The organism is Roseateles aquae, assembly GCF_032337115.1.
In the GTDB taxonomy this organism is placed as follows: domain Bacteria; phylum Pseudomonadota; class Gammaproteobacteria; order Burkholderiales; family Burkholderiaceae_C; genus Roseateles_C; species Roseateles_C aquae.
The window spans coordinates 128,237-153,794 of sequence record NZ_JAVXZY010000010.1 but is presented as its reverse complement, the minus strand read 5'-3'; the positions used below and the strand labels follow the sequence as shown (position 1 = coordinate 153,794).

The following is a 25,558-nucleotide window of genomic DNA, read 5'->3' as shown; positions in this document are numbered from 1 at the left end:
ATTTGGTCGATGGCGGCCCGAGGGGCGACTGCCTAGCATGCCTTCACATCAAGCTGGCCGGCGCTGCGAGCAACGCGCCGTCAGCCAGCTCAGCATCCGCCCTTCTGCACCGCCCACCATGCAAAACCATCGCCTGACCCTGTCCCTCAGCCTCGCCCTCCTGCTGGCCGCCTGTGGCGGCGGTGACAGCAGTCCAACGCCGACGCCAACGCCGACGCCGACGCCGACGCCGACGCCGACGCCGACGCCAACACCAACACCAACACCAACACCGACGCCAACGCCAACGCCAACGCCGACCCTGTCCGGCATCTTCGTCGATGCCCCGGTCGTCGGCCTCGGCTACAGCACCTCGGGCGGCTACTCCGGCGTCACCGACGCGAATGGCGCCTACCGATACAACGCAGCTGAGACAGTCACCTTCAAGCTGGGATCGTTGACCCTGGGTAGCGCTACCGGCAGCGCTGCCATTTACCCGGCCGACCTGGCTCGCAAGGACGCGACCAGCGCCGCCAATGTCGCGACCAATCTGATGGTGCTGCTGCAGTCGCTGAACACCACACCGGAAGCCGCCGTCATCACCTTGCCAAGCAGCCTGCAAGCAGCCACCTTGCCCGCCTTGGACCTGACGCAGGCGCCGAGCGCCTTCGCTGCACAGACGGCGCTCGGCCAAATCCTGACAACGGCCGGCGTCAAGACAGCCGTGGTGCAGCCCAGCGCCGCACTGAGCGCGGCCAATGCCGCGTTCCAGACCGCCAGCACCGGCATTTGGCAGGCCTATGACGCAAACGGCAAGGCCATTCCGATGTTCTGGCACTTCGACAGCAAGGGCCAGTACATGATGGGCAACGCCAACGCGGCCAGCAATGCACTCAATGGTGTCGAGAGCGGCACGTTGAGCTGGGATCCGCTGACCAATACCTTCAAGGTCGATGCAATCACCTTGGACACAAACGGAAGCAGTGGACTGTCCCACCGCGACGCCGCCTCACTGGCGCTGACCATGCGTGTCACCGGCAATACCTTGACGGCAAGTGCCGCCGATGGCAGCACGGTCTGGGAGTTCCGCCGAATCCCCAGCCAGGCCAGCACCCTGGTCGGCGCCTGGGCCATTGAGTCGAGCACCGAAGTGCTGCGCCACAAACTGATCTTCCTCGCCGATGGCAGCTTTGTGCTGATGGACCCAGTTGGTGCGAGTGATCCGGGCTGCAAGGCACCGGCCGGTATCGAGCTGTCCAGCTACAGCGTTGACACAGCCAGCGCCAAGGTCACCATCTCCGGCAGCAAGATCGACACCAATGGCTGCGCCGGTCTAGGGAGCAACTCCAGCTTCACAATCACCAGCCTGACCGCGAACAAGATGGTGGTGCGCTGGCCAGAAGGAAATACCGACGAGTTGCTGCGTATCTCGCCCTGAGGCGCCAGGCTTCTTCACGGCGTGGCTCGGCGCCTCCCGACCCTGGCAGCGGGCAGCCTGGCTTCGCAAAGGCGAGGTGAAGCCAGGCGCAGCATCGCCTCGGAGTCGCCTCGTCTTCGGTCATCGCATTGCTGCGTGACCCATTCACGTCAATGCTCCTGAGATCGAATCAGGCCGGCGTTGTGTCAAGAAGCCCGAGCCACCCAGTTGCGGCAAGGAGTGCAAGAGCGCCGGCCCGGTGACGCCAAGGTCCTTCGGCGAGCAACCGCCGAGCAAAGCCGGGTCTTGGCCTGAGGGACGATCGCATCGCCGCTGCAGGCCACGCGGCGCCAAACCCGCCCTGCCCGCCAGCGCTCACAACCGACCATCGGCCGCTGCTGCAGCCGGTCGCAAACGCTTGGACGAGCGGGGGGCGGCAAACAGATCATGCGCGCCTGCATTGCGCCTTACCACCGCGCAAGTTCTCCCCCTTTTCGCCACAGCCACCCTGATGACCGTCCACACCTCGCTGCGCCGCAGCCTCAGCCGCAAGGCCAGCCTGATGCTGGCCTCCCTGATCATGCTGACCGGCACGGCCCAGGCCCAGCTCGGTGAGCGGATGGTCGATGTCGTTGGCCGCAGGCTGCATGCGATCAGCATGGGCCAAGGCGAATCCACCGTCGTGTTCGAGGCCGGCTTCAGCATGGATCTGAGCAGCTGGCGCAAGCTGGTGCCGCTGCTGGCGCCCGAAGCCAAGCTGCTGGTCTACTCCCGCGCCGGCCATGGCCAGTCCGACCCCATGCAGCAGCCACCCAGCCTGGCGCGCGCAGGTGCTGATCTGCAGGCGGTACTGGCCGATGCCGGCCTGAAGCCGCCCTACCTGCTGGTGGGCCACTCCTACGGTGCGCTGCTGATCCGCGATTTCGCGGCGCGCCACCCCGAGCAGATCGCCGGCCTGGTGTTTGTCGATCCGGCCCACGAGAAGCTGGACCTGAGCCTGCGCCAGATCGACGCCGCTCGGCTGCAGGCCGAACGCGAGGACCTGGCGCGCCGCGCACCACCGGCCTTCCGCGCCGATCTGGCCCTGATCAATACGCTGATGGACGCCGGCCAGCTGCCCGAGCCGCGCCAGCTGCCCGATGTGCCCACCGCGGTGCTGAGCTCGACCAAGCGCTATGCCCAGCCCCAGGTGCTGCTGCATACGCCCGCCGGCATGCAAACCTGGCGCCGGCTGCACAGTGAGTTCGCTGCCCAGTTCAGCAACAGCCTGCACATCACCACCAGCAATAGCGGCCACTTCATCCAGAACGACGAGCCGGCGCTGCTTGCCGATGCGATCCGTCAAGTCGCCAAGATGGCTGCCGAGCAAGCTCGGGTGAAAGCGCGCCAGCAGGCGCTGCAAGCGCTCAACAGCAGCTTGCAGGCCATCGCAGCGCTGCCCGCTGACGCCCAGGCGGAGCGCGAGGCCCGCACGCTGAGCGCCCTGCAAGCCAGTGCGCTGGGTGAAGCCGATATCAACGAGATCGCCTACCGCCTGCTCGGCGCCCAGCAGCCGACGCTGGCGGCCAGCCTGCTGCGCTGGAATGTGCAGGCCTATCCGCAGTCAGACAACGCTGCCGACAGCCTGGGTGAGGCGCTGCTGACCCTGGGCCAGCCGGCACAGGCCGAAGCGCAGTTCCAGCGCGCGCTGGAGCTGGCGGCCATCAACAAACGCAACCCACGGGTCACGGCCGGCTACCAACAGCATCTAGACGCGGCTCGCGCAGCGCTCAAGCGCTGAACGCGCAGGTGTGAGGCGTCAGTCGGCCAGGCCGATCAGGATGCGGGCGTGGTCAGGGCCCAGGTACTCCTCGACATCGGCCCGGTAGCTGCGCCGTGGTGCGTCCGGCTGCTCGAAAGTCGCCCAGACCTGGCCCCAGCCGGCGATCACCGCCTGCGGCATGGGCCCGCGGCACTCGAACACTGCATAGCGGCCGGCCGGGATCTCCACCACCGTCATGCCCGCGCTCGGCGCGGCATCGTCGGCCAGCGCCACACCGGCCAGCACATCGAAGCTGCCGCGGTAGTCGCTCTCGTAGCCGTGATAGACGCCAACAGCGCCCTGGCTGGCCGCCTGGGCCGCCAGCGGGCTGGCAAAGAAGCTGCCCCAGAGGCCGGGAATCTTGCCGGTCAGCGGGTTCATCTCGTCGGCATTGCGCGTGCGCACGCCGAGGCCCTGCACCTTGAAGGCCGGCTGATCGATGGTGGTGAAGCTCATGGCCTGCTCCCTGTATGGTGAAAACTGAACGCTTGCTTGGCGGGCCGGCTGCTTGCTGCCTGCCCAAGGCGATGGCCATTACACACCAGGGAAAAGTCAGCGCGGCTCAGCAACTCCATCGCCCGTGCGCTCCAGCAACATCGCATCGCCATAGCTGAAGAAGCGGTAGCGCTGCTCGATTGCGTGGCGGTACAGCGCCATCACCTGTTCATAACCGGCAAAGGCGCTGACCAGCATCATCAGCGTGCTCTTGGGTAGGTGGAAGTTGGTCAGCAGACTATCCACCACGCGGAACTGAAAGCCCGGCGTGATGAAGATGTCGGTCTCGCGCGCCCCCGCCTGCAGCTCGCCGCCGAGCGCGGCCGACTCGAGCGCACGCAGCGTCGTCGTGCCCACGGCCAGCACGCGGCCACCGCGCGCCCGCGTGGCAGCAATCGCCGCCACCGTCTCGGCCGGCACCTCGAACCATTCGCTGTGCATCTTGTGTTCGCTCAAGCGCTCGACGCGCACCGGCTGGAAGGTGCCGGCGCCCACATGTAGCGTCACATGCGCGGTGCCGACGCCGCGCTCGGCCAGCGCGGCCAGCACGCCCTCATCGAAATGCAGTGCCGCCGTCGGCGCGGCCACGGCGCCGGGCTGCTTGGCAAACACCGTTTGATAGCGGCGCACATCGTCGGCCTCGTCGGCATGTTCGATATAGGGCGGCAGCGGCACATGGCCGTGCTGCTCCAGCAGCGCGAAGGGATCGCTGGGGAAACGCAGATGGAACATGCCGCCGTCGGGGCCGCAACGGCCCAGCACTTCGGCGTCAAAAGCGTCATTGAAACGCACCCAGCTGCCCGGCTTGGGGCTCTTGCTGGCGCGCAGATGGGCAAAGACTTCCAGCGTTCCTGGCAGCACCCGCTCGATCAGCGCCTCGACGGAACCGCCGGTCGCCTTGGCGCCGTAGAGCCGCGCCTTGATCACCCGGGTGTTGTTGAACACCAGCAGATCGCCGGGGTTCAAGAGCCCGGGCAGCTCGCGAAACACCCGATCCACCGGCGCAGCGCCGCGGCCATCGAGCAGCCGTGAGCCGCTGCGCTCGGGCGCCGGATGCTGGGCGATCAGTTCGGGGGGAAGTTCGAAATCAAAGTCGCTGACGGTGAAACTGCGCGTCATGATGGTGCTGAGGGCTGTACAGACCCGTGCCAGTGGGAGGGGCGCCGATTGTCCCACGGCCTCGCAGGCCCTTGGCTCGGCGCCCTCCCCGCATCACCAGATGCGGATGCGCTGCTCGCTGGGCTTGTACATCGCGTCACCCGGCTTGGTGCCGAAGGCCTGGTGGAAGCCATCGGTGTTGCCGGCCGGGCCGTTGGCGCGGAACTGGTCGGGCGAGTGCGGGTCGGTGGTCAGCAGCTGCATCACGCGCTCCTCGCGGGCCTTGCTGCGCCAGGCCTGGGCCCAGCCGAGGAAGAAGCGCTGCTCGCCGCTGTAGCCGTCCAGCACCGGCGCCGGCTTGCCGCCCAGCGAGCGCAGATAGGCCTTGTAGGCGACCTGGATGCCGGACAGATCGGCGATGTTCTCGCCCATGGTCAGACGGCCGTTGACCTTCTTGCCGGGAATGGGCTCGTAGCTGTCGAACTCGGCGGCCAGCTTGTCGCCAATCGCTTCGAAGGCCTTGCGGTCGGTCTCGGTCCACCAGTTGCGCAGCGCGCCGTCGCCGTCGAACTGGCTGCCCTGGTCGTCAAAGCCGTGGCTGATCTCGTGGCCGATCACGCCGCCGATGGCGCCATAGTTGGCCGCGTCGTCAGCCTTCATGTCGAAGTAGGGCGCTTCCAGGAAGGCGGCCGGGAAGACGATCTCATTGCGCGTCGGGTCATAGAAGGCGTTGACCGTCTGCGGCGTGATGAACCACTCCTTGCGATTGACCGGCTTGCCGGCACGCTGGGCCTGGCGCTGCCATTCGAACTGGCCGGCGCGAACGCGGTTGCCCAGGGCATCGCCGGCCTTCACCTCCAGCTTGCTGTAGTCGCGCCAGACCTCGGGGTAGCCGATTTTCACGGTGTACTTGGCCAGCTTGGCCTGCGCGCCGGCCTTGGTCTCGGCCGACATCCAGCTCAGCCCATTGATCGACTCGCGGTAGGCGGCCATCAGATTGCCGACCAGCTCCAGCATCCGCGCCTTGTAGGCAGCCGGGAAATGGCGTTCAACGTAGACCTGGCCAATCGCCTCGCCGAGCGCGCCATTGACCTCGCCAATGCCCTGCTGCCAGCGCGGCCGCTCTTCGGTGGCGCCCGTCTGCGCCTTGCCGTGGAAGGCGAAATGCGCGGCACGGAAGGCCTGCGGCAGCACGACGGCGTTCTCGTCGATGACGCGCAGCTTCAGGTACTGCTTCCAGCTGGCCAGCGGCACACTCTCAAACAGCTTGGCCGCACCTTCGACCATGCTGGGCTGCGAGACCGACAGCCGGTCGATGCCGGCCAGCTGGGCGCCGGTGAAGAAGGCGCTCCAGTCAAAGCCCGGCGCGCGCTTCGCCAGCTCGGCCGGCGTCATCGGGTTGTAGAGCTTGACCGGGTTGCGGTTGTCGACATTGCTCCAATGCGTCTCGGCCAGCTGGCGCTCCAGCGCGAACACGCCGGCGGCCACCGCAGCCGGGTCCTTCTCGCCGGCCAGGCGGGCCAGCTCGGTCAGGTAGACGCGGTAGGCCTCACGCACCTTGGCCAGCTTGTCGTCGTCCTTCAGGTAGTAGTCGCGGTCGGCCATGCCCAGACCGCCCTGCCAGGTGGCGGTGCGGTTGACCAGCGGCTCCTTGAAGTCAGGATCGACGCCGAGCGCCACCGGGCCGTTGACCACGCCCTGCATGCGGCCCAGCCAGCCGGCCAGTTCCTTGCCCGACTGGATCGCATCAATGCTGGCCAGCAGCGGCTGCAGCGGCGCCAGGCCGACCTTCTCGATGGCCGCGGTGTCGACATAGGCGCCGTAGAAGGCGGCAATCTTGTCCTGCACGCTGCCCTTGGCCTGCGGCTTGGCGGTCAGTTCCTCGACGATGGCGCGCACGCGCTGGTCAGACAGGTCGCGCAGCTTGATGAAGCTGCCGTAGTAGGACTTGTCGGCCGGGATCTCGGTGTTTTTCAGCCAACCACCGTTGGCGGCGCGGAACAAATCATCCTGCACGCGGACGCTGCGGTCGAAATTCGGCAGATCAAGGCCGGACTTGATCGTTTCGGGCGCGCCGGCCGCATGGCCGAGCCCGGCGCTCAGCAGCACGGCGACCAAAGGCAGCAGACGCAGGGATTTACGGGTCGGGTTCATCATCTTCGATCCTGGACATTGAAGGTGTGGGGCCGGCGGGCGGTAGCGCCGCCGATCAGGTGGCGAAGCCTAAGCGAGAAGCCGCCTCCAGCGGACGTGCCCGAAGGCACGGCGAGCCTGCGAAAGAGGGGCGGAGAAACCCTGAAACCGCGACGGCTGCGTAGGCCGGCTTAGCTGAATGCGTAAGCCGCCATTCAACAGCAACGGAGGGCAGCGGCTCTGGCCGCACCTTGATCAACTGCCTCGGTCGCCCTCGCTGCCCGGCACAAGCGCTTTCGCATCGGTATGCGAATTCAAAGCCCGAAGCTTGCGGCCATTGAACGCCAGGACCGCCATCACGGCGATGAGGTCACAGGGATCGTGCTGTTGAACCGGTAGCTGCCACGAAGGAAGTCCCGGTGCCCGCCTACGCAGCGCTGCGTAAAGTCGATCGCCAATCGTGTCACCCGGCCGTCGCTGTCACGGCCGATGTCAAGCACAGTAAATGCGTTCGTCGACGCTTCGTCGTCCCCGTAACAGAAGAGGCTCGTCCACAGGCTCGCTTGCGGCCCCGGCTTCAGCGAGCGAACAGCGTTGTCGTAGGTGCCTAGCTGCAGCATGGTCCCGGACGGCGCAGCGACGCTAAAGACGGGGGATTGGAGCAACGGGTCCGCGTCGCCGATTCGGCTCACCACAGATCCATCGGCATCCACCAAGACCGAGCCGATCCCCAGCACCGCGTCTCCCGCCCGGGAGGCTCCGTCGTAGCCCTGATCCCAGACAAAGAGCGCCCCCTGGCCACTAACCGCGCCCACCAGAAGATTCAGTCGGGTCTTCTCCTGATGCCCTTGAGTGTCTGTCACCGTGTGCTGCAACACCACGGGCTTGACTACCTGCGACGCTGCGTCCGGATATGAGACCAGCGGTTCCGCGATGTTGACGTCATTGATTAGCACAGTCGGCCCGCTGAGTTGCTCCCATCGGTGGGTCGCAACCGTCGTGCCGCTCTTGACTTCGACACTGGTCTGGAGGCGACTCGGTTTTTGGCCATCCACGATCAAGGCAGGGCTCATGCTGACGTCCACCTTCATGAGGGAAGGCGTATGGAATTGAGCCAAGAAGCCTGTGCCGCTGGTCCAAACCGCGTTGCCTTTTGCATCTTTGACTTGGATAGGCTGCCCCCACGTCATGCCATCAACGGAAGCCTCGAGCTGGTAATCGCGGCCCTGGCGCAACGTTTCCAAGGGGCGGATAGCATAGGCCGCCCCCTGCCGTTCGGCAGTCGCGGCGACGTTCCAACTCGGCAGACGCCGTGACAACGACCCCGAGGTGTCGACAAAGCGGAATTGCAGGCTGGGGCTGTTGTCGGCCACAGCGCGGCCGAACTGCAGAGGGAAGCTGGCCCCTGCCTGCGAGAGATCTGGGCGGGCTGCAACAGGTCGCTGAAAAAGTGCGTCTGCTTTCGTGTATTCGAACTGTCCTGCGCCCCCCCCCCTCTGGGCAGAGGCGCGGTCCACATTGCTTTCAATCAGCACGCTCTGCCATGGCAGCAGAACCCTGACACTCTCGCCGTCGGTGCCGAATAGGGGGCTCCAAAGGCCAGTGCGGACGTCACTGACGAGGGCTAACTCCTCCACTGCGACTAAACTGGTGTCTACCACGCTTTGAGTTGTGCGCTTCGTCAGTTTGGCCCGGGCGTAGACAACAGAGAAGTCGGGCGCCGGCTCAATATCCAAGAGGTAATCCGCCAGCCCGGCTTGCATGCCGAACTGTTTCGCCGGGGCATTCAGATTGCCCGTGAAGGCGTGTGGCGTGCTCACCTTGATCACGCCTCCAAGAGCGCCCGTGTCCAGCAGGAAGACCGCCGTAGTCTCAAATGAGGCGAGGTCATAGCGAACGCGCTTGATCACGTCGATCTTGCTGAGCACCTCAGTCACCGGGCGTGCATCGCGCACGGCGGTCGTTCTCCAGTTGTCCGTTTCGCTGGACAGCACGCGCAGTTGCGAGCCCACAGCCGTTTCTGACCACTCTGCCGTCAGGGACCCTTTCAGCGTAGCTGTCAGGTCGAATGCCCCGATGGGCATGTCCTCCATCCAGCTCACCTGAAGCTCGTCTGCAACTGTCAGCCGCGCCTTCACAGCCTGGTCAACGGACTTGTCTGCAGAGAGAACTTCGAGCCTGACTTTGCCGCTGACCTTGCGCTCCAGGATCGGCACGCCGCACTGGTCAAGGGTCGCAGAGATGACGTCTCCTGGCGATGCGTAGCCGTTGCTGTCGCGATCATCCAGTTGCAAGGCAATGGTGCCGGTGAAGGCACAGCGTGCTGTCACCGACAGCGAGCCACCCGCACGAGCAAACCGATGAGCCAGGTCAACAGCGAATTGCCCGTAATTGATGAGATGCCCCGTCTGGCTGACAACGATATTGGCCAGCCGCTGGCTTTGCTCGATGCCGTATCCGGCGCCGAACCGGAATGTTGCCTCGGGCGGTGGCTGCACGAGGTCGGGTTGGCCTGTGCCGCCCCCTCCGCTTCCGCCTCCGCATCCTGAAAGCAGGATGACGAAGGCGATGCCCGGTACCCAATGTCGTTTGATCATTTCCGTCTCCCTCTTTTGGAGTCACCGCATGCCATTGCTGATGGTTTCGATGCTCACTGTTGTGAATGCCGCGCTATTGCGCTTTGCACGGCGGAGATGGTAGCCGATCAGAGGCGGCGTTAGGCAGGCATACGGTCAGGCCAAACAGTCTCCACGTTTCCCAGGCGAGCTCCGCCAGCTGAGCGTGAAGCGGCAAGTGCGCAGCGCCGCCCCTGAGCTCAAGGCGCAGCCAAGTTTCTGCATTCATGATCTTGCGGAGCGCCACAGCAGCATTGATTGACACATCTCAAGGCAAGCGACACTCGTCAGTGTGAGCATGGACCCAAGGAGATCGCCATGAGCACCCACCCCCCGATCAGCCCGGCGCAACGTGCTGCGCTGCAAGCCACACTGGAGCAGCAGCAAGCCGCGCTGCAGACGCAGCTGGATGCCCAGCTCGGCGGCGAGGGCCGCGTGGCCCACGCACATGAGCAGCTGCAGCAAGATGGCGATGGCGAGCGCGCCCACAACGCCGACCGCGAACTTGATCTGGCCCGCAGCGACCATCTGCTGCAGGCGCTCGGCGAGGTCAATGAGGCGCTGGCGCGGCTGAATGCCGATGGCTATGGCCTGTGCTGCGACTGCGGCGAAGCCATCGCCTATGCCCGTTTGGCGGCCAGCCCGCAGGTGCTGCGCTGCCTGGCCTGCCAGTCAGCCACCGAGCAGCGCCAGGGCCTGGCCAGCCACGCCACCTTGTGAACCGCTGGCCCTGCGCTGCCGTTCGCATCACCCTCTCACCCACATCACTCAAACCGGAGGAATTCCATGAGTCTGTTCCACGCCGTCGTCCAGCTTGATCATCAAAAAGCCCAGGTGCTGCAGTTCGATGCCGACCATGTGGTTGCCGAGAAGATCAAGGCGCACAGCCATCACACCAAGCAGCACGGCAGCGCGGTGCGCAGCGAGCATGAGTTCTTCGCCGAGGTCTGCGCGGCGCTGGATGGCATCACCGAGGTGCTGATCACCGGCTCCAGCACCGCCCAGGCGGACTTCCGCCACTACCTGGAAAAGCATCGCCCGCATCAGGTCAAGCAGGTGGTCGGTTATGAAACTGTCGACCATCCGACCGAGAAGCAGCTGATTGCGCTGGCCCGCCAGTACTTCCTGAAGCACGACCGCATGGCCGGCGTGCCGACACCGACCTGAGCCCTGCAGTGCAGCGCGGCCGACTTCCAACACCACCGCGCTGCTCAGCCAGAATGCGGGCACCATGCCCGCCGTTCAGCCACGCCGCCACAGCAGCCACCAGCATCGCCTGCATGCGGTGCTGCGCCATATTGACGAGCACCTGGCCGAGCCGCTGAACCTGGTACCGCTGGCCGGGCTGGCCTGCTTGTCGCCGTTTCACTTTCACCGGCTGTTTGCCGCCTGGACCGGCGAGACGCTGGGCGACTATGTACAGCGCCGCCGCATCGAGCTGGCCGCTGTGCGCCTCGCCGCCCAGCCCCGGCTCGCGGTGCTGGAGGCGGCACTGGCCGTGGGCTTCGGCTCGGGCGAGGCCTTCAGTCGCGCCTTTCGCCGGCATCTGGGCTGCAGCCCCAGCCAGTGGCGGCGCCAGGGCGGCCGTCAGAACAGCAATCCTGATCAGGTGAATCGCAACGGCGATCAGGCGCGGCACGCGAGCGCCGCGAACAATGGCCACTCCTTTGCGGAGTTTGATGCCATGCCCGTCCAGCTGATCACACGCCCACCGACGCCGATTGCCTATCTGCGTTACGAGGGCCCCTATGGCCCGCCGCTGCAGCGTTTCTGGCTGCAACAGGTGCAGCCCTGGCTGCGCCGCCTGGGCCTGCAGCAGCAGCCACAGTTCGGCCTCAGCCACGACGACCCGCAGATCAGCGACCCTGAGCGTTGCCGCTATGACGCCTGCGTCGCCCTGCCACCGGGCTTTGCGGGGCCAAGCGACTTGTTGCTCAGCGAACTGCCGGGTGGTCGGTATGCCTGCTTGCCCTTCCACGGCACGGCCTCGCAGATCGGTGCCGCCTGGACCGCGCTGCTGCGCGACTGGATGCCGCTGAGTGGCTGGCAGCTCGATGCCAGGCCCTGCTTCGAGTACTACCCGGCCGAGTCCAGCAGCGGCAGCAGCGATACCAGCGGCGCTTTCGGCTGTGACATCTGCGTGCCGGTGGCGGCGCTATGAGGCGGCTGCATCTGGTCGTGCTGATCGCGCTGCTGGCACTGGGTGGCACGAGCACTGCGGCACCGGGCGCTGTGCCCGCTGCCGCGCGGAACACGGCGCCGGCATCGCTCGGCCTCAGCGAACAGCAGTGGCAGGACGACAAACGAGCGGCCTGGGACAGCGATGGAGCGCGACCGCTGCTGACGCTGCTGTGGTACCCGACCGACGCAGCGGCGCCCGCCAGCGCCTGGCCCGAGCTGCCTTTTGAACTGGCGCCGGTCCAGCGCGACGCGGCCCCACGAGCTGGCCGCCTGCCGCTGCTGCTGCTCTCGCATGGCACCGGCGGCAGCGCCGTCGCCATGGCCTGGCTGGCCGAGGGTCTGGCCCGGCAGGGCTATCTGGTGGCCGCACTGAACCACCATGGCAACACCGGCGCCGAAGCCACCTATCAGCTGCCCGGCTTCCTGGCCTGGTGGGAGCGCCCGCGCGATCTCAGTGCCGTGCTGGACCGGCTGCTGGCCGATCCGCAGTGGGGCCCACGCATCGACACCCAGCGCATGGGCGTGATCGGCTTTTCGCTGGGCGGCTATACCGCGCTGGCCGGGCTGGGCCTGCGCCTGGACGAAGCCGCCGTGCAGCAGCGCCTCGACCACTGCGCCAAGGCTGCGGCCGCGCAGCGCGACCCACAATGCGCGCTGCCGCCCGAGATTGCGGGGCGCTACAACCAGCAGGACGTGCAAGTGCTGCTGCGCGAGCAGCCCCGGCTGGCCAGCTTTGCCACGCAGGCCGCGCAGCCCTTGGCAGACGCCCGGCTGCGCGCGGCCCTGGTGCTCGCGCCGGTGCTGGGCCCGCTGTATGACTGGGCGAGTTTGCAGGCGATCAAACAGCCTGTGCTGCTGATTGCCGGCAGCGCCGACGATCAGGCGCCGGCCGCGTTCACCGCCCTGCCGGCCAGCCGCCGACTGGCGCAGGCCCGCATCAGCGTGCTTGACGGTGCCGGCCATTACAGTTTTCTGAGCCGCTGCAGCAAGGCCGCGGCGGCGAGGCTGCCAGCGCTGTGCAGCGATACGCCTCAGCGGCCCCGCGCCGACGTCCATCGCGAGGTGCTGACCCAGGCGCTCGACTTCTTCGCCCGCGCGCTGCCCTAGCCGATCAGCCGCGCCCACCAAGGCGCAGCCGGCAAGCGCAGCAGCTCGCGCAGTGCCGGGTCCAGGCCCCGCAGCATCAGCGCGCGAAACAGGCCACGCGTGCCCCAGGGCAGCGACAGCGTCACCACCTCGCGCAGGCAGGCGCGAGCCAGCTGCTCGCCCTCGGGCGTGTAGCACCAGCGCTGCTGCTCGTAGCGGCGCTGAAAGGCCCGCCAGGCGGCCAGATCGAGGCGGCAGTCGGGCAGGCCCATGGCCTCGCCCACGCGGGCCCAGAAGTCCAGCAGCAGCGTGGCTTCGGCCTCGTCCAAGGGCGCGCCGCCCCGTGCCTCGTTCCAGCGCAGCGGCTCCAGCATGAACAGCGCCAGCACGTAGCGGTAATCGTCGGCGCTGGCGTCAACCCCCGCATGGGCGGCACGCAGCCGCGCCAAGGCCTGCCTGCCCTCGTCGCTGTCAAAGCCATGGCAGATCAGCTGGCGCAAGGTGTTGCGGGTGCGGGCCAGGCGCGCCTGGGTGTGCGCCACCAGCGCGCTGTGGCGGTAGAAGTGCTGGACCAGATCGCCCACCGCCATGCTGCGCAGCAGCGCCAGATAGGTGCCGGCGCGAAACATCAACCGGCGGCGGCGGCCGTAGTACAGGGCTTCGATGGCGGAGCGTGGCGCGGGCGGCATGGCCGGCGATGATACGCAGCCTCGCCGCCGTGCGTTCTTGACGGTATGGCGCCGCTGCCCCATGCGGGCGTCATGATTCGGGCCTAGACTGCCCGCCATGTTGCCTGCCCTGCCGGACTCCCGGCGCCGTTCCCTGCTCCTTGCGCTGGCCGCCACGGCTGCGCCCGCCCGTCCCGCCTGGGCGAGCGAGCAGGCGCTGGTCGGCTACACCGAAGATCTGCCGCCGCTGAACTATCACGACAAGGACGGCGCGCAGGGCTTCAGCGTTGAGCTGCTGCGCCTGATGGCGATTCAGGCCGGCCTGCCGCTGACGCTTGAGGTGCTGCCCTGGGCACGCGCGCTGCAGCTGGCCGAGGCCAACCCGCGCGGCCTGCTGTTCTCGCTGACCCGCACGCCGGAACGCGAGGCGCAGTACCAATGGGTGGGGCCGATCAGCCCGCGGCGCATCCTGATCTACAAGCTGGCCAGCCGCCGCGATCTCAAGCTCGGCAGCCTGGCCGAACTGAAGCAGGCGAAGCTCGGTGTGCGGCGTGGCTCGGCCGCCGTGCAGCGGCTGCTGGCCGAGGGCTTCAAGCCCGGGGTGAACATCGAGCTGGGCATCGACGACGCCAACAATCTGCGCAAGCTGCTGGCCGGTCGCATGGACTATCTGCTGATGCTGGACTGGGCCGCGGCCTGGAACCTGCGTCAGCTGCAACTGCCGGCCAGCACGCTGCAGCCGGTGCTGGACTTTGACGTCAGCAGCGCCTACTGGTACGGCCTGCGCGCCGATGCGGACTCGGCACTGGTCAAGCGCCTGCAGCAGGCGCTCGATGCGATCAAGCGCGACGGCCGCTACGAGCGGCTGCGCCAACGCTACATCAGCTGAGGCAGGCGACTCGCCCGTTCATCGCGGTGCGTTCGTCAGTTCGACGCGCTGGCGCGCACGCAGGCGCTGCTGCTCGATGTCCAGCTCGCGCAGCTGGGCGCGCAGCTGCTTGCGTTCCTCGTCGGTCTTGGCATCGGCCAGACTGCGTTCCAGCCGCTGCATCTCGCTGTAATTGCGATCGAGCTGCTGGCCGAGCGTGTACACGCGCTTGGCCGCCTCGTAGTAGCGCTCGAACTCATCGCCGCCCGGCTGATCGGCGCAGACACCGCGGTAATACTCGCCACGCAGGCCCAGCTCCCAGCCACGTGCCGGGCGGCAGTACTGCCGCACGCCATCGCTCCAGCCCGTCAGCCAGCGCGGCTCGTCGGGCACGACGCCGACCTTGGCGCAGGCCTCGGCGTGGTCGCCCACACGGTCACGCCCATAGCCATCGCGGCCGTCGCGCGTGCCCTGCTGCTGCCAGTCGGCGCGCCGGCATTGGTCCTCGCTCATGCTGGCACAGCCGCTCAAAGCCAGCAGCACGGCGCAGACTGCCATCCCTGTCATTCGCATATCCATCCCTTTCCGTCCCCACCCGCAGGGCGGGCCATGCCCTGCAAGGCCCGATGCTCGCATTGTGCCGACCTTGGCGACGAGCTTGGGCACAATGCCGGCCATGCCCAAGGCCGATCCCAGCACAGCCCCCCCCAAAGCCGCCGCCAAGTCCGCGCCCCAGAAGGCGATGGAAAAGCTGGGCCTGAAGCGCGATATCGATCTGGCCCTGCACCTGCCGCTGCGCTATGAGGACGAAACCCAGCTGACGCCAATTGCCCAGGCGCGCGAGGGCGACACCGTGCAGTGCGAGGGCGAGGTGACCGAGTCGCGGATCGAGCTGCGCGGCCGGCGCCAGCTGCTGGTGCGCCTGCGCGACGACAGCGGCGCCGAGCTGTTGCTGCGCTTTCTGCACTTCTACCCTTCGCATCAGAAGACCATGGCCGTTGGCCAGCGCCTGCGCGTGCGCGGCGAGCTGCGTGGCGGCTTCTTCGGCCGCGAGATGGTTCACCCGAGCTTTAAGGCCGTCAACGACGACACCCCACTGGCCAGCGCGCTGACGCCGGTCTACCCGGCCAGCGCCGGGCTGCCGCAGGCCTATCTGCGCAAGGCCATCGCCTCGGCGCTGCAGCGCGCGCCGCTGGACGAGGTGCTGCCCGCCTTCGCCGTGCCCAAGACGCTGCCGTCGCTGCGCGAGGCGCTGAATTTTCTGCACCACCCGCCACCGAGGGTGTCGCTGGCCACGCTGGAAGACCACAGCCACCCGGCCTGGCAGCGGCTCAAGTTCGAGGAGTTGCTGGCTCAGCAGCTGAGCCAGAAGCAGGCCCAACGCGAGCGCGCGCTGCTGCGCGCGCCGGCGCTGCGTGCTCAAGCCGGCGGCCTGCATGAACAGCTGCTCGGCGCCCTGCCCTTTGCACTGACGGCGGCACAGCAGCGGGTCTGCGAAGAAATCGCCCAGGACCTGGCACGGCCGCAGCCCATGCACCGGCTGCTGCAGGGCGATGTCGGCTCGGGCAAGACGGTGGTGGCGGCCATGGCCGCGGCGGTCAGCATGGCGGCGGGTTGGCAATGCGCGCTGATGGCGCCGACCGAAATCCTGGCCGAGCAGCATTTCAAGAAGCTGGTCGCCTGGCTGGACCCGCTGGGCATTCAGGTCGCCTGGCTGACCGGCAGCATCAAGGGCAAGGCGCGGCAGAAGATGCTGGACGCCGCCGCCTCGGGCGAGGCGCAGCTGATCGTCGGCACCCACGCGGTGATCGAGGACAAGGTGCAGTTCAAGCGCCTGGGCCTGGCCATCATCGACGAGCAGCACCGCTTCGGCGTGGCCCAGCGCCTGGCGCTGCGGATGAAGCTGCAAGGCCACGGCGACGCCGGGGCCGCGCGCCCCCATGGCGGACAGCCGCCTGCCTTGGAGCCGCACATGCTGATGATGAGCGCCACGCCGATTCCGCGCACGCTGGCGATGACCTACTTTGCCGATCTCGACGTCAGCACCATCGACGAGCTGCCGCCCGGCCGCACGCCCATCGTCACCAAGGTGTTTGCCGATGGCAAGCGCGACGAGGTGATCGCCAAGATCGCCGACGAGGTCGAGCGCGGCCGCCAGGTCTACTGGGTCTGCCCGCTGATCGAGGAGAGCGAGGCGCTGGACCTGAAGAACGCCACCGAGACCCATGCCGAACTCAGCGCCGCGCTGCCCGGCCAGCCGGTGGGCTTGCTGCACGGCCGCATGCCGACAGCCGAGAAAGCCGCGGTGATGGCCGAGTTCGCCGGCGGCCGCATGGGCGTGCTGGTGGCCACGACGGTGATCGAGGTCGGCGTTGACGTGCCCAATGCCAGCCTGATGGTGATCGAGCATGCCGAGCGCTTTGGCCTCTCGCAGCTGCACCAGCTGCGCGGTCGCGTCGGCCGCGGTGCGGTGGCCAGCGTCTGCGTGCTGCTCTACACCGGCCCGCTGTCCGACACCGGCAAGTCGCGCCTCAAGGCCATGGCCGAGACCAACGACGGCTTCGAAATCGCCCGCCGCGACCTCGACATCCGCGGCCCTGGCGAATTCATGGGCTCGCGCCAGAGCGGCGCCGAGCTGCTGCGCTTTGCCGATCTGCAGGAAGACGCACCGCTGCTACAGGCCGCCCGCGCGCTGGCGCCGCGGCTGCTCGATGAACACGCCGATGCCGCACAGCGCCAGATCAGCCGCTGGCTGGGCAGCAAGGCGGAGTTTCTGAAGGCCTGACAGGAGTCCTCAGTCGCCGCCGGTTCCTGTGGCCAGCACAACGCCTTCTCGCCCCATGACCCAGGCCGTCTGGGTGTCGACGACGCAGATGCTGGTAAGCATCAACTTGGTACCACTGGCCTGCTGCTGCCAGGTCTTGCCGCCGTCCTGCGTCTTCAAGATCAAGCCAGAATCACCAACGACCCAGCCCACCTTCGCATTCGCGAACTTGACGTCAGTCAGAATTCTGGAAGTCGCGGGCAAGCTGACCTCGCTCCAGTGAGCGCCAAAGTCCTCTGACTTGAGAAGCCGGCTTCCGGCGCTGGAGACCGCCCAAATCGTCGCATCGTCTGAGAAGACAGGGGCCCTGATCTCCTCCGGGTTACGGTTGACGACCCAGGTCTTGCCGTTGTCCGTGGACACCAGCAGCTCTTGGGCCCCATCGCTCAATGCCAGCCAGGCTTTTGAGCCGAGGCGCATCGAGGCAACGTAGTAGGGCAAGGGGAAGGAGACTCGCTCCCAGCTCAAGCCGCCGTCACGCGTAACCCCATACTGCGTGAACATGTAGTCGCCATTGGGGTTGATGCGCCGATACCAACCCAGCGCCTCATTCTCGAAGCCAAGGGCGACGTAACTGACTTTGGGGCTGTTCTTCTCGCCGATGTAAGTCGCGCCGTCGTTCTCAATCCAAGTCTCACCGCCATCTATGGATTTGACCAACTTCCCTTGGGCATTGATCATCCAGGCGGTTCGATTCCCGACGAGCCGGAGCCAACTGCCCCTACCGAGCCCCGCTGCCTTGAGTTGCCAGGTCGCCCCACCATCAGCGGTGCTGCGGCCGTTGCCACTTGCGTCAATCAGAAAGCCGTGTTTGGCATCGCTGAAGTCCAGCAGAGAACGAGGCCAATTTTGCCCGTCGATGTCCTGATGGTTGGACCGGTCGACATCCACGATCAGCTGCCAGTTCTTGCCCATGTCTTTGCTCAAATAGAACTGCGTACGCAGATCCATCGACCGCTGACATACGAGCAAGCCCGTCTTTTCCGCATAGCGCATCACGCCGTCAGTGCATGCGCGTACAGCCTGCCATGTCCAGCCATCCTGGCTGAGTTCATAGACGCCACTTCTGGCGTTATGGTGCAGCAGCGTTCCCGCTGGCGTGGCGGAATACCTGCCGACATCGGTTCCGCTCCCCATATACGTCCAGTGCTGGCCGGCATCCTCACTGCGGTACCAGTTGCTCTCCGCTTCGGGTTGCCTTGCAGCGTAGGCAACGAATACCCGGCCATCGGCTGAAACCCAGGCCGGCTGAAGGCCATAGGGGGTGAAATAGCCATCCACCATCTTTTGCCAACTCTTGCCACCATCGATCGTCGTGTAAGTGCCCGGATCACTGTCGGCCCACTTGCCCCTGCGGACCACTACTGCACGCGTTTCGCCCACACGCAGCAAAGTGTCTCCATACGTCTGGCCTGCGAATTCCAGCACGCTGGTGAATGTCAGACCACCATCGTCAGTGACTTGCAGGCTGTTACCTTGCAGAGTCCAAACCCTGCCGGCAGGAGAGACGTCGGCTTGTCCCGCAATGCTTCGCCAGGTCACGCCGCCATCGCTGCTCGCAAACACCTTGCTGTCCAGCTTGGCGTAGATGGCTTTGGCGTTCGTTGCCTCGATGTCAGAAGCATCCTGGCCGACAGGCGCGACGGGCAAGGCCGACACGGCCCATGACTTGCCTCCGTCGCCCGTTCTCAACACCTCACCGAGGCTGCTCAAGGCCCAGCCAGTTTGGCGGTCCAAGAACTTAAAGCGGAAGATGCTTCCCATCGCCGTTGATCGCTGGCGTTGCCAGGTGACCCCGCCATCGACAGTGCTAAACACATCGCCAGCCTCGCCCCCGCGCCAACCGGTGCTGGCATCCACAAAGTAGACAGTCGCGATGGCGTTGCCGGTGGGCCGCGGGCTCTGCCAGCACCAACCGGTGTTTTCGGGGCCGCTGCACTCCAGCCCGCGCACATTCGCAAGATTGGTGATGGTCAGCTTGGTGCGGGTTTCACGACTCTCTCCGGCCGCGTTGCTGACCTTGAGCAGCACCTCGAAATCCCCACCGCGGGTATAGCTGTGGCTGGGCGCCGCCTCGTTGCTACTGCTGCCGTCGCCAAAATCCCACTGGTATTTGAGGCCCGCCAGCGCACCTGCCGAGCTACCGAATTGCACAGCGGTGGCTGATTCGACTGATCTGGGTGCAGCGATCGACACACTCGCCGGTATCGCCGTCACCGCTTGATCATTGCCGCCGCCACAAGATGCCAACAGCAGTGCCGTTGACAACAGCGCGGCCAACATCCCGGTGGAAATCACCGAATTCCTCATTTCACTCCCTCCCTACCCTCATGCGGCTAATTTGCCGATTGCTTTTCATGTTACCGCTGGCGACAAAGCGCTTGTCCGACCAGTCTTTACGCAGACAAACAGCAGACTCGCCCTGGTCAAAACTTCAGTCACAGCCGGGTGCCGGCGCCGCGCCGGCAACATGGCCATCGCTGAGCGTCTGCAGAAAGCATTGCAGATCGCGCAGATCGGCCTCGCTCATCGGCGCCTTCAATGAATTGAACGGCGCCTGCCGCGTGACATTGCCGCGCAGCGCCGGCGGCAGATCGTCATAGGGCAAGGCCTGACCCTCGGCCAGCGCATACCAGCGCGCCGGGTCCAGATCACGGCTGTTGTAGAAGCTCAGTACCTGAGCCAGGCTGCTCATCTGGCCGTTATGAAAGAACACCGGCCGCGTCGCCACATTGCGCAGGCTGGGCATGCGGAACAGGCCGCAGTAGCGCGCCGCACTCAGATCCTGGCGCTGCGGGCCACAGACGCCCAAGTCAAACTGGCTCGCATCCTGCGTGCTGGCCAGTGTGCGGTTGCGCGGCACGCCGAGCGCGAAATAGCCGAAGGTTGTGAACACCGGCGCGCTGCCGTCGGCCGTACTCGCCGGGTGGCAGCTGGCGCAGTTGCCGCCGGCCGGGTCGCTGAAGACCTTGAGGCCGCGTTGCTCGGCCGCCGACAGCTGCAGCCGGCCGGCGCGCGCCTGGTCGAACTTGCTGTCGTAGGGGTGGAAGCGGCTGTCTTCGCGCTGAAAGGCCTGCAGGGCCTCGGCGGCCTGGTCGACCTTGGCCTCGTCACTGGCGGCCTCGCCAAAGGCCTGGACGAACTCCGCCGCATAGGCCGCGCGGCGCAGCTTGGCAGCCAGCACGGCCGGGCTGCCGTTGTCCATCTCGCGTCGGTTGAAGAAGGGCAGCCGGGCCTGCTGTGCCAGGCTGTCGGCCCGGCCATCGGCCATCAGGCCGCCACGCAGCGAGCCGGGTTCGCCATCGCCAGTGCTGAAGGCGGGCAGGCGGTCGAGATAGCGCAGCGCAGGCGCGGCCCGCAGGCCGAACTCGGTCTCGAACTCGCCGCCAATCTGTACCGCCAGACGATTCGGCGGACCGTGGCTGAAGGCGGGGTCGTGGCAGCTGGCGCAAGACATGCGGCCGGAGCCACTGAGATTGCGGTCGTTGAAGATGCGCTCACCCAGTCTGGCCTTGGCTGAGGGTGATGCCATCGCCGGAGCGGCGGTGGCCGGCGATGCCTCGCCGCCGCCGCAAGCCTGCAAGGCCAGCAGGCAGGGCAGCGCCATGCCGCCAAGGCGGGCAAACCGGCGGAGGCGGGCGGCAGGAGCGGCGCTGGGGCTTGGCATGGCGACATTGTGCGAGCGAAGGCCCCGACGGCGCGCCGCATCGATGGCAGGGAAATTCCCGAGGAGCGCCCATCGTCGCCGGCATTCCAATGCCGCCGACAAGCCGCCATCACGACGGCGCCTTCAACAACAGCGGATGAGGAGAACGGCGATGCAAGGCAATCGGAGACGTCTGGTGCTGGCAGGCGGATTGGGCAGTCTGTTGCAGGCCTGTGGTGGCGGTGGCAGTCCATCGCCGTCGCCATCGCCATCGCCATCGCCATCGCCAACGCCATCCCCAACGCCTACCCCCGCGCCCAGCCCTGCCGTCGCCTGGGCCTGCTACGGTGGCAACGCGCAACACAGCGCGCAAAGCCTTCGATCGACCCAGGCGCTGAAGCGCATCGTCTGGAGCACGCCCGTCGACAAGGTCCCTCCCTATCGCGCCGGCGGCACGCTGCTGATTCACTACGGCACGCCTGCGATCAGTACTGCCAACACCGTGCTGGTGCCGGTGAAGACCAGCAGTGCCGGCGACTTTCAGGTCGAGGCACGCAAGGCCAGCGACGGCAGCGTGATGTGGACGCAGGCGACTGATTACAGGCTGCCGGTCAGCAGCTGGACCCCGGCTTTCAATATCGCACTGGATCCACAGCAGCGTGTCTACATTCCGGCGCTGGGTGGCCGGGTGATCATCCGCGATCAGGTCGACCAGGCCGCCGGCAGCAGCCGCCGTCTGGCCTTCTACGGCGACGCCGCCTACGCGGCCAACCCGGCGGCCTACGAGGCCACGGTGCTCATCAATACACCGCTGACGGTGGACGCAAAGGGCACTGTCTTTTTCGGCTTTCAGGCGCTTGCCGATGCTCCAGGCGGTCTGAAGGGTGGCATTGCGCGCATTGCCGCCGATGGCACGGCACGCTGGGCCTCGGCCGCCGACTTGAGCGCTGACGCCGGCATGTACCAGGCCAGCATGAACGCAGCGCCAGCCTTGTCGAACGACGGCCAGACGCTGTACGTCAGCGTCAATAGCGAAGCCGTCACGGGCATCGCCCAGACTGGCTATCTGCTGGCGCTGGATGCCAACACCCTGGCACTGAAGGCCAAGCAGCGGCTGATCAACCCGCTCAGCGGACAGCCGGCACGGATCAGCGACAGTTCAACCGCCTCGCCATCTGTCGGCCCCGATGGCGATGTGTTCTACGGCGTACTCGATGGTGACCGCGGCTCCCACAACGGCCGCGGCTGGCTCTTGCATTTCGATGCCGCGCTGCAGACAGCCAAGACGCCAGGCTCATTCGGTTGGGACGACACGCCGTCCATCGTGCCCGCCAGCGCCGTGCCCGGCTATGCCGGCGCATCGAGCTATCTGCTGCTGGTCAAGTACAACAACTACTACGGCATCGGTAGCGGTGACGGCCAGAACAAGATGGCCCTGCTTGACCCGCAGGCTGCCCAGGCCGACCCGATTGCGCCGCAGGTCTCCGTGATGCGCGAGGTGCTCAGCGTCGTGGGCCCGACCGCCGATCCGGAAACCCCGGGTGGCGTACGCGAATGGTGTGTCAACAGTGCCGTGATCGACGTGCCCGGGCAGTCCGCGCTGGTCAACAACGAGGACGGCTCGATCTACCGCTGGGATTTCAAGACCAATCGCTTCAGCGAGAGCGTCAAGCTCAATGGCGGTCTCGGCCAGGCCTATACGCCGACGCTGGCCGGACCCGACGGCATGGTGTATGCCATCAACGGCGCGCAACTGCACGCGATTGGCCGCTGAAGCGCCAGCCGCCGTCCTGACTCAGGCAGGTTGAGTCTTCTGAGCCATCCGGTTCAGATGGCTCTGCCAGCGCACGCTCTCCCAGCGCGTTATCAAGGCCTGCACGGCGCTGGGTTCCTGCTGCATCGCCTCATTCAGGCTCATCACCCGCACCGGGCCCTCGGCCGCCGGCTTGAGACGCACCACGCGCAGCGTGGGCTCCAGTGTCAGCAGCCGGCCGTCGGGCAGATGCAGGCCGATCTGATCGGGCCGATCCAGCAGGCCGACGTAATGGAACACGCCGGCCTCCTCACGAGCACCGCTGACCTGGAAGCCGCTGTTGGACAACAGCAGGCGCGCCAGATCGGCATGCCCGAACAGATCGGGCAGCTGCAGGCGCCGGTTGCTGACAAACACCGTGCGCATCTGCTCCTCGCTGATCTGGAAACCGTGGCCCAGATAGCCGCTGTCGAACAGCGCCTCGCCGTGATCGCCCACGACGACCAGCAGGGTATTGCTCCACTGCCCGGCCGCCTTCAGCGCCCGCACGACACGACCGACCTGGGCATCGGCGTCTGAACAGGCGTTCAGATAGGTGTCACGCAGGCCCTTGCGATGCTCGGGCTTGATGTCCTTGCGGGCCAGCAGATCGGTCGTCAGACGCTGCGGCAAGCCCTTGTAGTGATAGGGGAAGTGCGGCGACTGGAAGTTCAGGTAGACGAACTGCGGCCGGCTGAAGTCGGCATCGCCGACCAGCTGCTCGAACTGAGTGGCAACGTCATCGTTGGACAGCGTCAGGCTGCCGGCCGATGCATTGGCGAAGACGCGCCGGTCGGCATGGCGGCCGGCGTCGGAATAGTGGCTGGCGTGGCGCAACAAGCCGGTGTTGCGATCCATATCGCCGAAGCTCTCGTCCTGGCCCGAGATGACGTTCAGGCGATAGCCCGCGACCTTCAGCTGCGCACTCAGCATCGGCTCGCCGTGATCGGCAACGCTGGCGGTGAACATCGCGCGCAATGAGCTGGTCGTGAAGCCGGTGTGGCTGTAATAGTGCTCGGAGTGCGTGCCTTCTGCCGCCAGCATTTGCAACTGCGGCATCGCATCAATGCCGGTGCTGGCACGGGCCTGCAGGGCATCGGCTCGGGTGCTCTCCAGCACGACAAGCACCAGATGGGGATGACGGCCGCCACGGTCGACAACGCGCAGCTCGGGAGCCGGCTCCCGATGGAAATCGCCAGCCAGGCCATCCTGATCCTTGCCATCATCGGGGATGTCCAGCGCCCCCGGATAGACCGTGGTGTCAAATGGCGCCGGATCACGCACCATGGCAAACATGCCGTAGCCGTCGCCATCAAAGTCGGTCAGCGTGTTCAGCGCGGCGTCGAGCACGAGATGGGTGTTGACGCGCTTGGCATGCACGGCCAGGTCTTCGCTGCGATTGACAGCCGCCACCAGCACCACGGCCACCACACCGCCCGCCAGCGCGAAGCGCCCCATCGGCAGCGCCGGCGACCACAGCTGCTCGGCACCACGCGCGACGCGGCGGCGCAGCAGATAGGCCAGGCCCAGCAAGAGCGCAAGGCCGGCCAGTGCCATCAGCCCTTCCTCGGCGATGTAGTGCAAGGCCTGAACCAGGCTGCCGCCGCCCAGATTGCGGGCCACGGCGAAGCTGAGCAGATCGCCAAAGTAGGCGTGCAGCTGAAAGCGCAGCGCCAGGCCACCCAGCCCCAGGCTCAGCATGGCCAGGCTGAAATCAAACAGGCCCAATCGCCGCCGCACGCCCAGGCGCCGCGCCAGCCCTTGCCAGAGGCCGGCCAAGGCGATCAGAACGGCAGTGTTCAGACCCAGCACGAAGAGCAGATAGGCGATGCGCTGCCCCGGCTGGCTCAGCGGTCGGGCTTGCAGGAAGCCGCCCTGGAAGATCCCGTACTTGAGTTCGATCAGCGCCAGTTCGGCGCCGGACAGCACAAGGGAAAGGGCAAGAATGATGAGGATGAGGGCGCGCTTGTCGGCGCCGACGCGATACTGCACTGCGTTCACTCCGGTGGCTGGGCTGGAAACTGCAGCCTGCCGAAGTGACATCCAAGGCGACTGCCAGGAGCGTGGCTCCCGCTGGCGCCCGAGCAGACGACTTCAGTCTCCGCTCTACAGCACCGGCGCGCACTTTAGGGGTTTTCCCTTGGTTGGCCGCGGCAATTCCTCACGCCGCGGCGGCCCTTCACCCGTTCAATAGGCCGGTGCGGTGATTTGTCACGGCGGCCCACCCCTCACGCTGCCGGCCTTACTTCAGCCGCTGCACCCAGTAGATCAGCACCTCCTGGCGGGGCTCGATGTCGGTGCTGCTATAGAAATAGATCGGCACCGCATTGATCGCGTCCATCGTCGCCAGGCCCGAGATGACCCGGCCAAACACCGTGTAGCCGGGCTTGCTGCGGCTCTGGTAGTCGAGGCTGGTGTTGTTCAGCACATTGACGAAGAACTGCGCGGCAGCATGGTCGGCATCGCCATACCAGGCCATGGCCAGCGTGCCACGCAGATTGGACAGGCCGTTGTTGGACTCCGACGCAATCGGCGCATAGCTCAGCCGCTTCTCGAACATGCCACTGCTGTAACCGCCGCCCTGGAAGACGAAGTCGCGGTCGACATGATGGACCAGCGTGCGGTTGTAGAAGCCATCGGCCACATAACGCAGGAAGTTGCTGACCGTCTGCGGCGCATAGCTGGGGTAGAGCTCGAATACCATCTCGCCACTGCTGGTCAGCATGCAGACCGTCGGGTAGGGGCTCAAGGCAGATTTCGCCAGGCCCTCGTTGCTGCAGCTGTTGGTATTCGGCCAGGGATTGGGATTGGGCACCGGCAGCGGCGTACCACCACCATGGTCGTGATCGCCATAGTGGCCACCACCACCGCAGGCGCTCAGGGCGAGCACCGTGCACAGCAGCACTATTCGCCGCAGCAGCTTGTTCGACATCGCAGATCCTCCACCTTGATTGG

The 25,558-nt window shown here is 66.4% G+C and carries 19 protein-coding genes; 9 read left to right on the top strand and 10 right to left on the bottom strand.

The genetic code is table 11. The annotated features are described in order from the left end of the window. Nucleotides 1-118 precede the first annotated feature (118 nt). Nucleotides 119-1,417, top strand: a complete 1,299-nt coding sequence (locus tag RQP53_RS20660) for a hypothetical protein (protein WP_315652583.1) — start codon at nt 119-121, stop codon at nt 1,415-1,417. 490 nt (nt 1,418-1,907) lie between these two features. Further along, nucleotides 1,908-3,176: an alpha/beta fold hydrolase gene (locus tag RQP53_RS20655; RefSeq protein WP_315652582.1), complete on the top strand. Its 1,269-nt coding sequence runs from the start codon at nt 1,908-1,910 to the stop codon at nt 3,174-3,176. Between the two features lie 18 nt (nt 3,177-3,194). Here the strand turns inward: RQP53_RS20655 and RQP53_RS20650 are convergent, their stop codons facing one another. The 4 genes from RQP53_RS20650 to RQP53_RS20635 form a co-directional block, all read right to left on the bottom strand. Then, complete coding sequence (locus RQP53_RS20650; RefSeq protein ID WP_315652581.1) at nt 3,195-3,653, bottom strand: GyrI-like domain-containing protein; 459 nt, start codon at nt 3,651-3,653, stop codon at nt 3,195-3,197. A 96-nt stretch (nt 3,654-3,749) separates the two neighbouring features. After that, nucleotides 3,750-4,811 carry a tRNA preQ1(34) S-adenosylmethionine ribosyltransferase-isomerase QueA gene (gene queA / locus RQP53_RS20645; protein ID WP_315652580.1) on the bottom strand — a complete coding sequence of 354 codons (1,062 nt, stop codon included), beginning with the start codon at nt 4,809-4,811 and terminating at the stop codon, nt 3,750-3,752. A 93-nt stretch (nt 4,812-4,904) separates the two neighbouring features. Next, nucleotides 4,905-6,944, bottom strand: coding sequence for a M13 family metallopeptidase (locus tag RQP53_RS20640; RefSeq protein ID WP_315652579.1), 2,040 nt, complete (start codon nt 6,942-6,944; stop codon nt 4,905-4,907). A 335-nt stretch (nt 6,945-7,279) separates the two neighbouring features. Next, entirely contained in the window at nt 7,280-9,520 is a 2,241-nt protein-coding gene (locus RQP53_RS20635; protein ID WP_315652578.1) for a hypothetical protein, read from the bottom strand. A 336-nt stretch (nt 9,521-9,856) separates the two neighbouring features. Here RQP53_RS20635 and RQP53_RS20630 point away from each other — a divergent pair, with 336 nt between their 5' ends. From RQP53_RS20630 to RQP53_RS20615, 4 genes are all read left to right on the top strand, one after another. Next, nucleotides 9,857-10,258, top strand: a complete 402-nt coding sequence (locus RQP53_RS20630) for a TraR/DksA family transcriptional regulator (RefSeq protein WP_315652577.1) — start codon at nt 9,857-9,859, stop codon at nt 10,256-10,258. A gap of 66 nt (nt 10,259-10,324) precedes the next feature. Further along, a complete protein-coding gene (locus tag RQP53_RS20625) occupies nt 10,325-10,705 on the top strand; it encodes a hypothetical protein (protein WP_315652576.1) in 381 nt (126 codons plus the stop codon). 64 nt (nt 10,706-10,769) lie between these two features. Then, entirely contained in the window at nt 10,770-11,699 is a 930-nt protein-coding gene (locus RQP53_RS20620; protein ID WP_315652575.1) for an AraC family transcriptional regulator, read from the top strand. Further along, nucleotides 11,696-12,826 carry an alpha/beta hydrolase family protein gene (locus RQP53_RS20615; protein WP_315652574.1) on the top strand — a complete coding sequence of 377 codons (1,131 nt, stop codon included), beginning with the start codon at nt 11,696-11,698 and terminating at the stop codon, nt 12,824-12,826. The genes RQP53_RS20620 and RQP53_RS20615 overlap by 4 nt, the downstream gene beginning before the upstream one ends. On the opposite strand, the gene RQP53_RS20610 is transcribed toward RQP53_RS20615, so the two are convergent. Then, nucleotides 12,823-13,494, bottom strand: coding sequence for an oxygenase MpaB family protein (locus tag RQP53_RS20610; protein WP_315652573.1), 672 nt, complete (start codon nt 13,492-13,494; stop codon nt 12,823-12,825). The genes RQP53_RS20615 and RQP53_RS20610 overlap by 4 nt on opposite strands. Nucleotides 13,495-13,591: 97 nt before the next feature. Between RQP53_RS20610 and RQP53_RS20605 the strand changes: the two genes are divergently transcribed. Continuing rightward, nucleotides 13,592-14,362 (top strand): substrate-binding periplasmic protein, encoded by a 771-nt coding sequence (locus RQP53_RS20605; protein ID WP_315652572.1) that lies wholly within the window; start codon nt 13,592-13,594, stop codon nt 14,360-14,362. A gap of 18 nt (nt 14,363-14,380) precedes the next feature. Here the strand turns inward: RQP53_RS20605 and RQP53_RS20600 are convergent, their stop codons facing one another. Beyond that, a complete protein-coding gene (locus RQP53_RS20600) occupies nt 14,381-14,899 on the bottom strand; it encodes a DUF2799 domain-containing protein (RefSeq protein ID WP_315652571.1) in 519 nt (172 codons plus the stop codon). A gap of 118 nt (nt 14,900-15,017) precedes the next feature. Here RQP53_RS20600 and recG point away from each other — a divergent pair, with 118 nt between their 5' ends. Next, entirely contained in the window at nt 15,018-17,126 is a 2,109-nt protein-coding gene (recG, locus tag RQP53_RS20595; protein WP_315652570.1) for an ATP-dependent DNA helicase RecG, read from the top strand. Between the two features lie 9 nt (nt 17,127-17,135). On the opposite strand, the gene RQP53_RS20590 is transcribed toward recG, so the two are convergent. Both RQP53_RS20590 and RQP53_RS20585 read right to left on the bottom strand, forming a co-directional pair. Further along, nucleotides 17,136-19,475, bottom strand: coding sequence for a YCF48-related protein (locus tag RQP53_RS20590; protein WP_315652569.1), 2,340 nt, complete (start codon nt 19,473-19,475; stop codon nt 17,136-17,138). Between the two features lie 124 nt (nt 19,476-19,599). Beyond that, entirely contained in the window at nt 19,600-20,832 is a 1,233-nt protein-coding gene (locus tag RQP53_RS20585; protein WP_315652568.1) for a cytochrome-c peroxidase, read from the bottom strand. A 151-nt stretch (nt 20,833-20,983) separates the two neighbouring features. On the opposite strand from RQP53_RS20585, the gene RQP53_RS20580 reads away from it, so the two are divergent. Beyond that, complete coding sequence (locus tag RQP53_RS20580; protein WP_315652567.1) at nt 20,984-22,585, top strand: hypothetical protein; 1,602 nt, start codon at nt 20,984-20,986, stop codon at nt 22,583-22,585. A 21-nt stretch (nt 22,586-22,606) separates the two neighbouring features. Here RQP53_RS20580 and RQP53_RS20575 read toward each other — a convergent pair whose 3' ends face one another. Then, nucleotides 22,607-24,595: a sulfatase-like hydrolase/transferase gene (locus RQP53_RS20575; protein WP_315652566.1), complete on the bottom strand. Its 1,989-nt coding sequence runs from the start codon at nt 24,593-24,595 to the stop codon at nt 22,607-22,609. 250 nt (nt 24,596-24,845) lie between these two features. Beyond that, nucleotides 24,846-25,535, bottom strand: a complete 690-nt coding sequence (locus tag RQP53_RS20570) for a peptidylprolyl isomerase (RefSeq protein ID WP_315652565.1) — start codon at nt 25,533-25,535, stop codon at nt 24,846-24,848. Nucleotides 25,536-25,558: the final 23 nt, after the last annotated feature.

Coding starts and splice junctions, on each gene's coding strand:
- RQP53_RS20600 (WP_315652571.1), bottom strand. CDS start 14,899: ATGGCAGTCTGCGCCGTGCTGCTGGCTTTGAGCGGCTGTGCCAGCATG.
- RQP53_RS20605 (WP_315652572.1), top strand. CDS start 13,592: ATGTTGCCTGCCCTGCCGGACTCCCGGCGCCGTTCCCTGCTCCTTGCG.
- RQP53_RS20615 (WP_315652574.1), top strand. CDS start 11,696: ATGAGGCGGCTGCATCTGGTCGTGCTGATCGCGCTGCTGGCACTGGGT.
- recG (WP_315652570.1), top strand. CDS start 15,018: ATGCCCAAGGCCGATCCCAGCACAGCCCCCCCCAAAGCCGCCGCCAAG.
- RQP53_RS20590 (WP_315652569.1), bottom strand. CDS start 19,475: ATGAGGAATTCGGTGATTTCCACCGGGATGTTGGCCGCGCTGTTGTCA.
- RQP53_RS20640 (WP_315652579.1), bottom strand. CDS start 6,944: ATGAACCCGACCCGTAAATCCCTGCGTCTGCTGCCTTTGGTCGCCGTG.
- queA (WP_315652580.1), bottom strand. CDS start 4,811: ATGACGCGCAGTTTCACCGTCAGCGACTTTGATTTCGAACTTCCCCCC.
- RQP53_RS20620 (WP_315652575.1), top strand. CDS start 10,770: ATGCCCGCCGTTCAGCCACGCCGCCACAGCAGCCACCAGCATCGCCTG.
- RQP53_RS20635 (WP_315652578.1), bottom strand. CDS start 9,520: ATGATCAAACGACATTGGGTACCGGGCATCGCCTTCGTCATCCTGCTT.
- RQP53_RS20570 (WP_315652565.1), bottom strand. CDS start 25,535: ATGTCGAACAAGCTGCTGCGGCGAATAGTGCTGCTGTGCACGGTGCTC.
- RQP53_RS20610 (WP_315652573.1), bottom strand. CDS start 13,494: ATGCCGCCCGCGCCACGCTCCGCCATCGAAGCCCTGTACTACGGCCGC.
- RQP53_RS20625 (WP_315652576.1), top strand. CDS start 10,325: ATGAGTCTGTTCCACGCCGTCGTCCAGCTTGATCATCAAAAAGCCCAG.
- RQP53_RS20655 (WP_315652582.1), top strand. CDS start 1,908: ATGACCGTCCACACCTCGCTGCGCCGCAGCCTCAGCCGCAAGGCCAGC.
- RQP53_RS20650 (WP_315652581.1), bottom strand. CDS start 3,653: ATGAGCTTCACCACCATCGATCAGCCGGCCTTCAAGGTGCAGGGCCTC.
- RQP53_RS20585 (WP_315652568.1), bottom strand. CDS start 20,832: ATGCCAAGCCCCAGCGCCGCTCCTGCCGCCCGCCTCCGCCGGTTTGCC.
- RQP53_RS20580 (WP_315652567.1), top strand. CDS start 20,984: ATGCAAGGCAATCGGAGACGTCTGGTGCTGGCAGGCGGATTGGGCAGT.
- RQP53_RS20660 (WP_315652583.1), top strand. CDS start 119: ATGCAAAACCATCGCCTGACCCTGTCCCTCAGCCTCGCCCTCCTGCTG.
- RQP53_RS20630 (WP_315652577.1), top strand. CDS start 9,857: ATGAGCACCCACCCCCCGATCAGCCCGGCGCAACGTGCTGCGCTGCAA.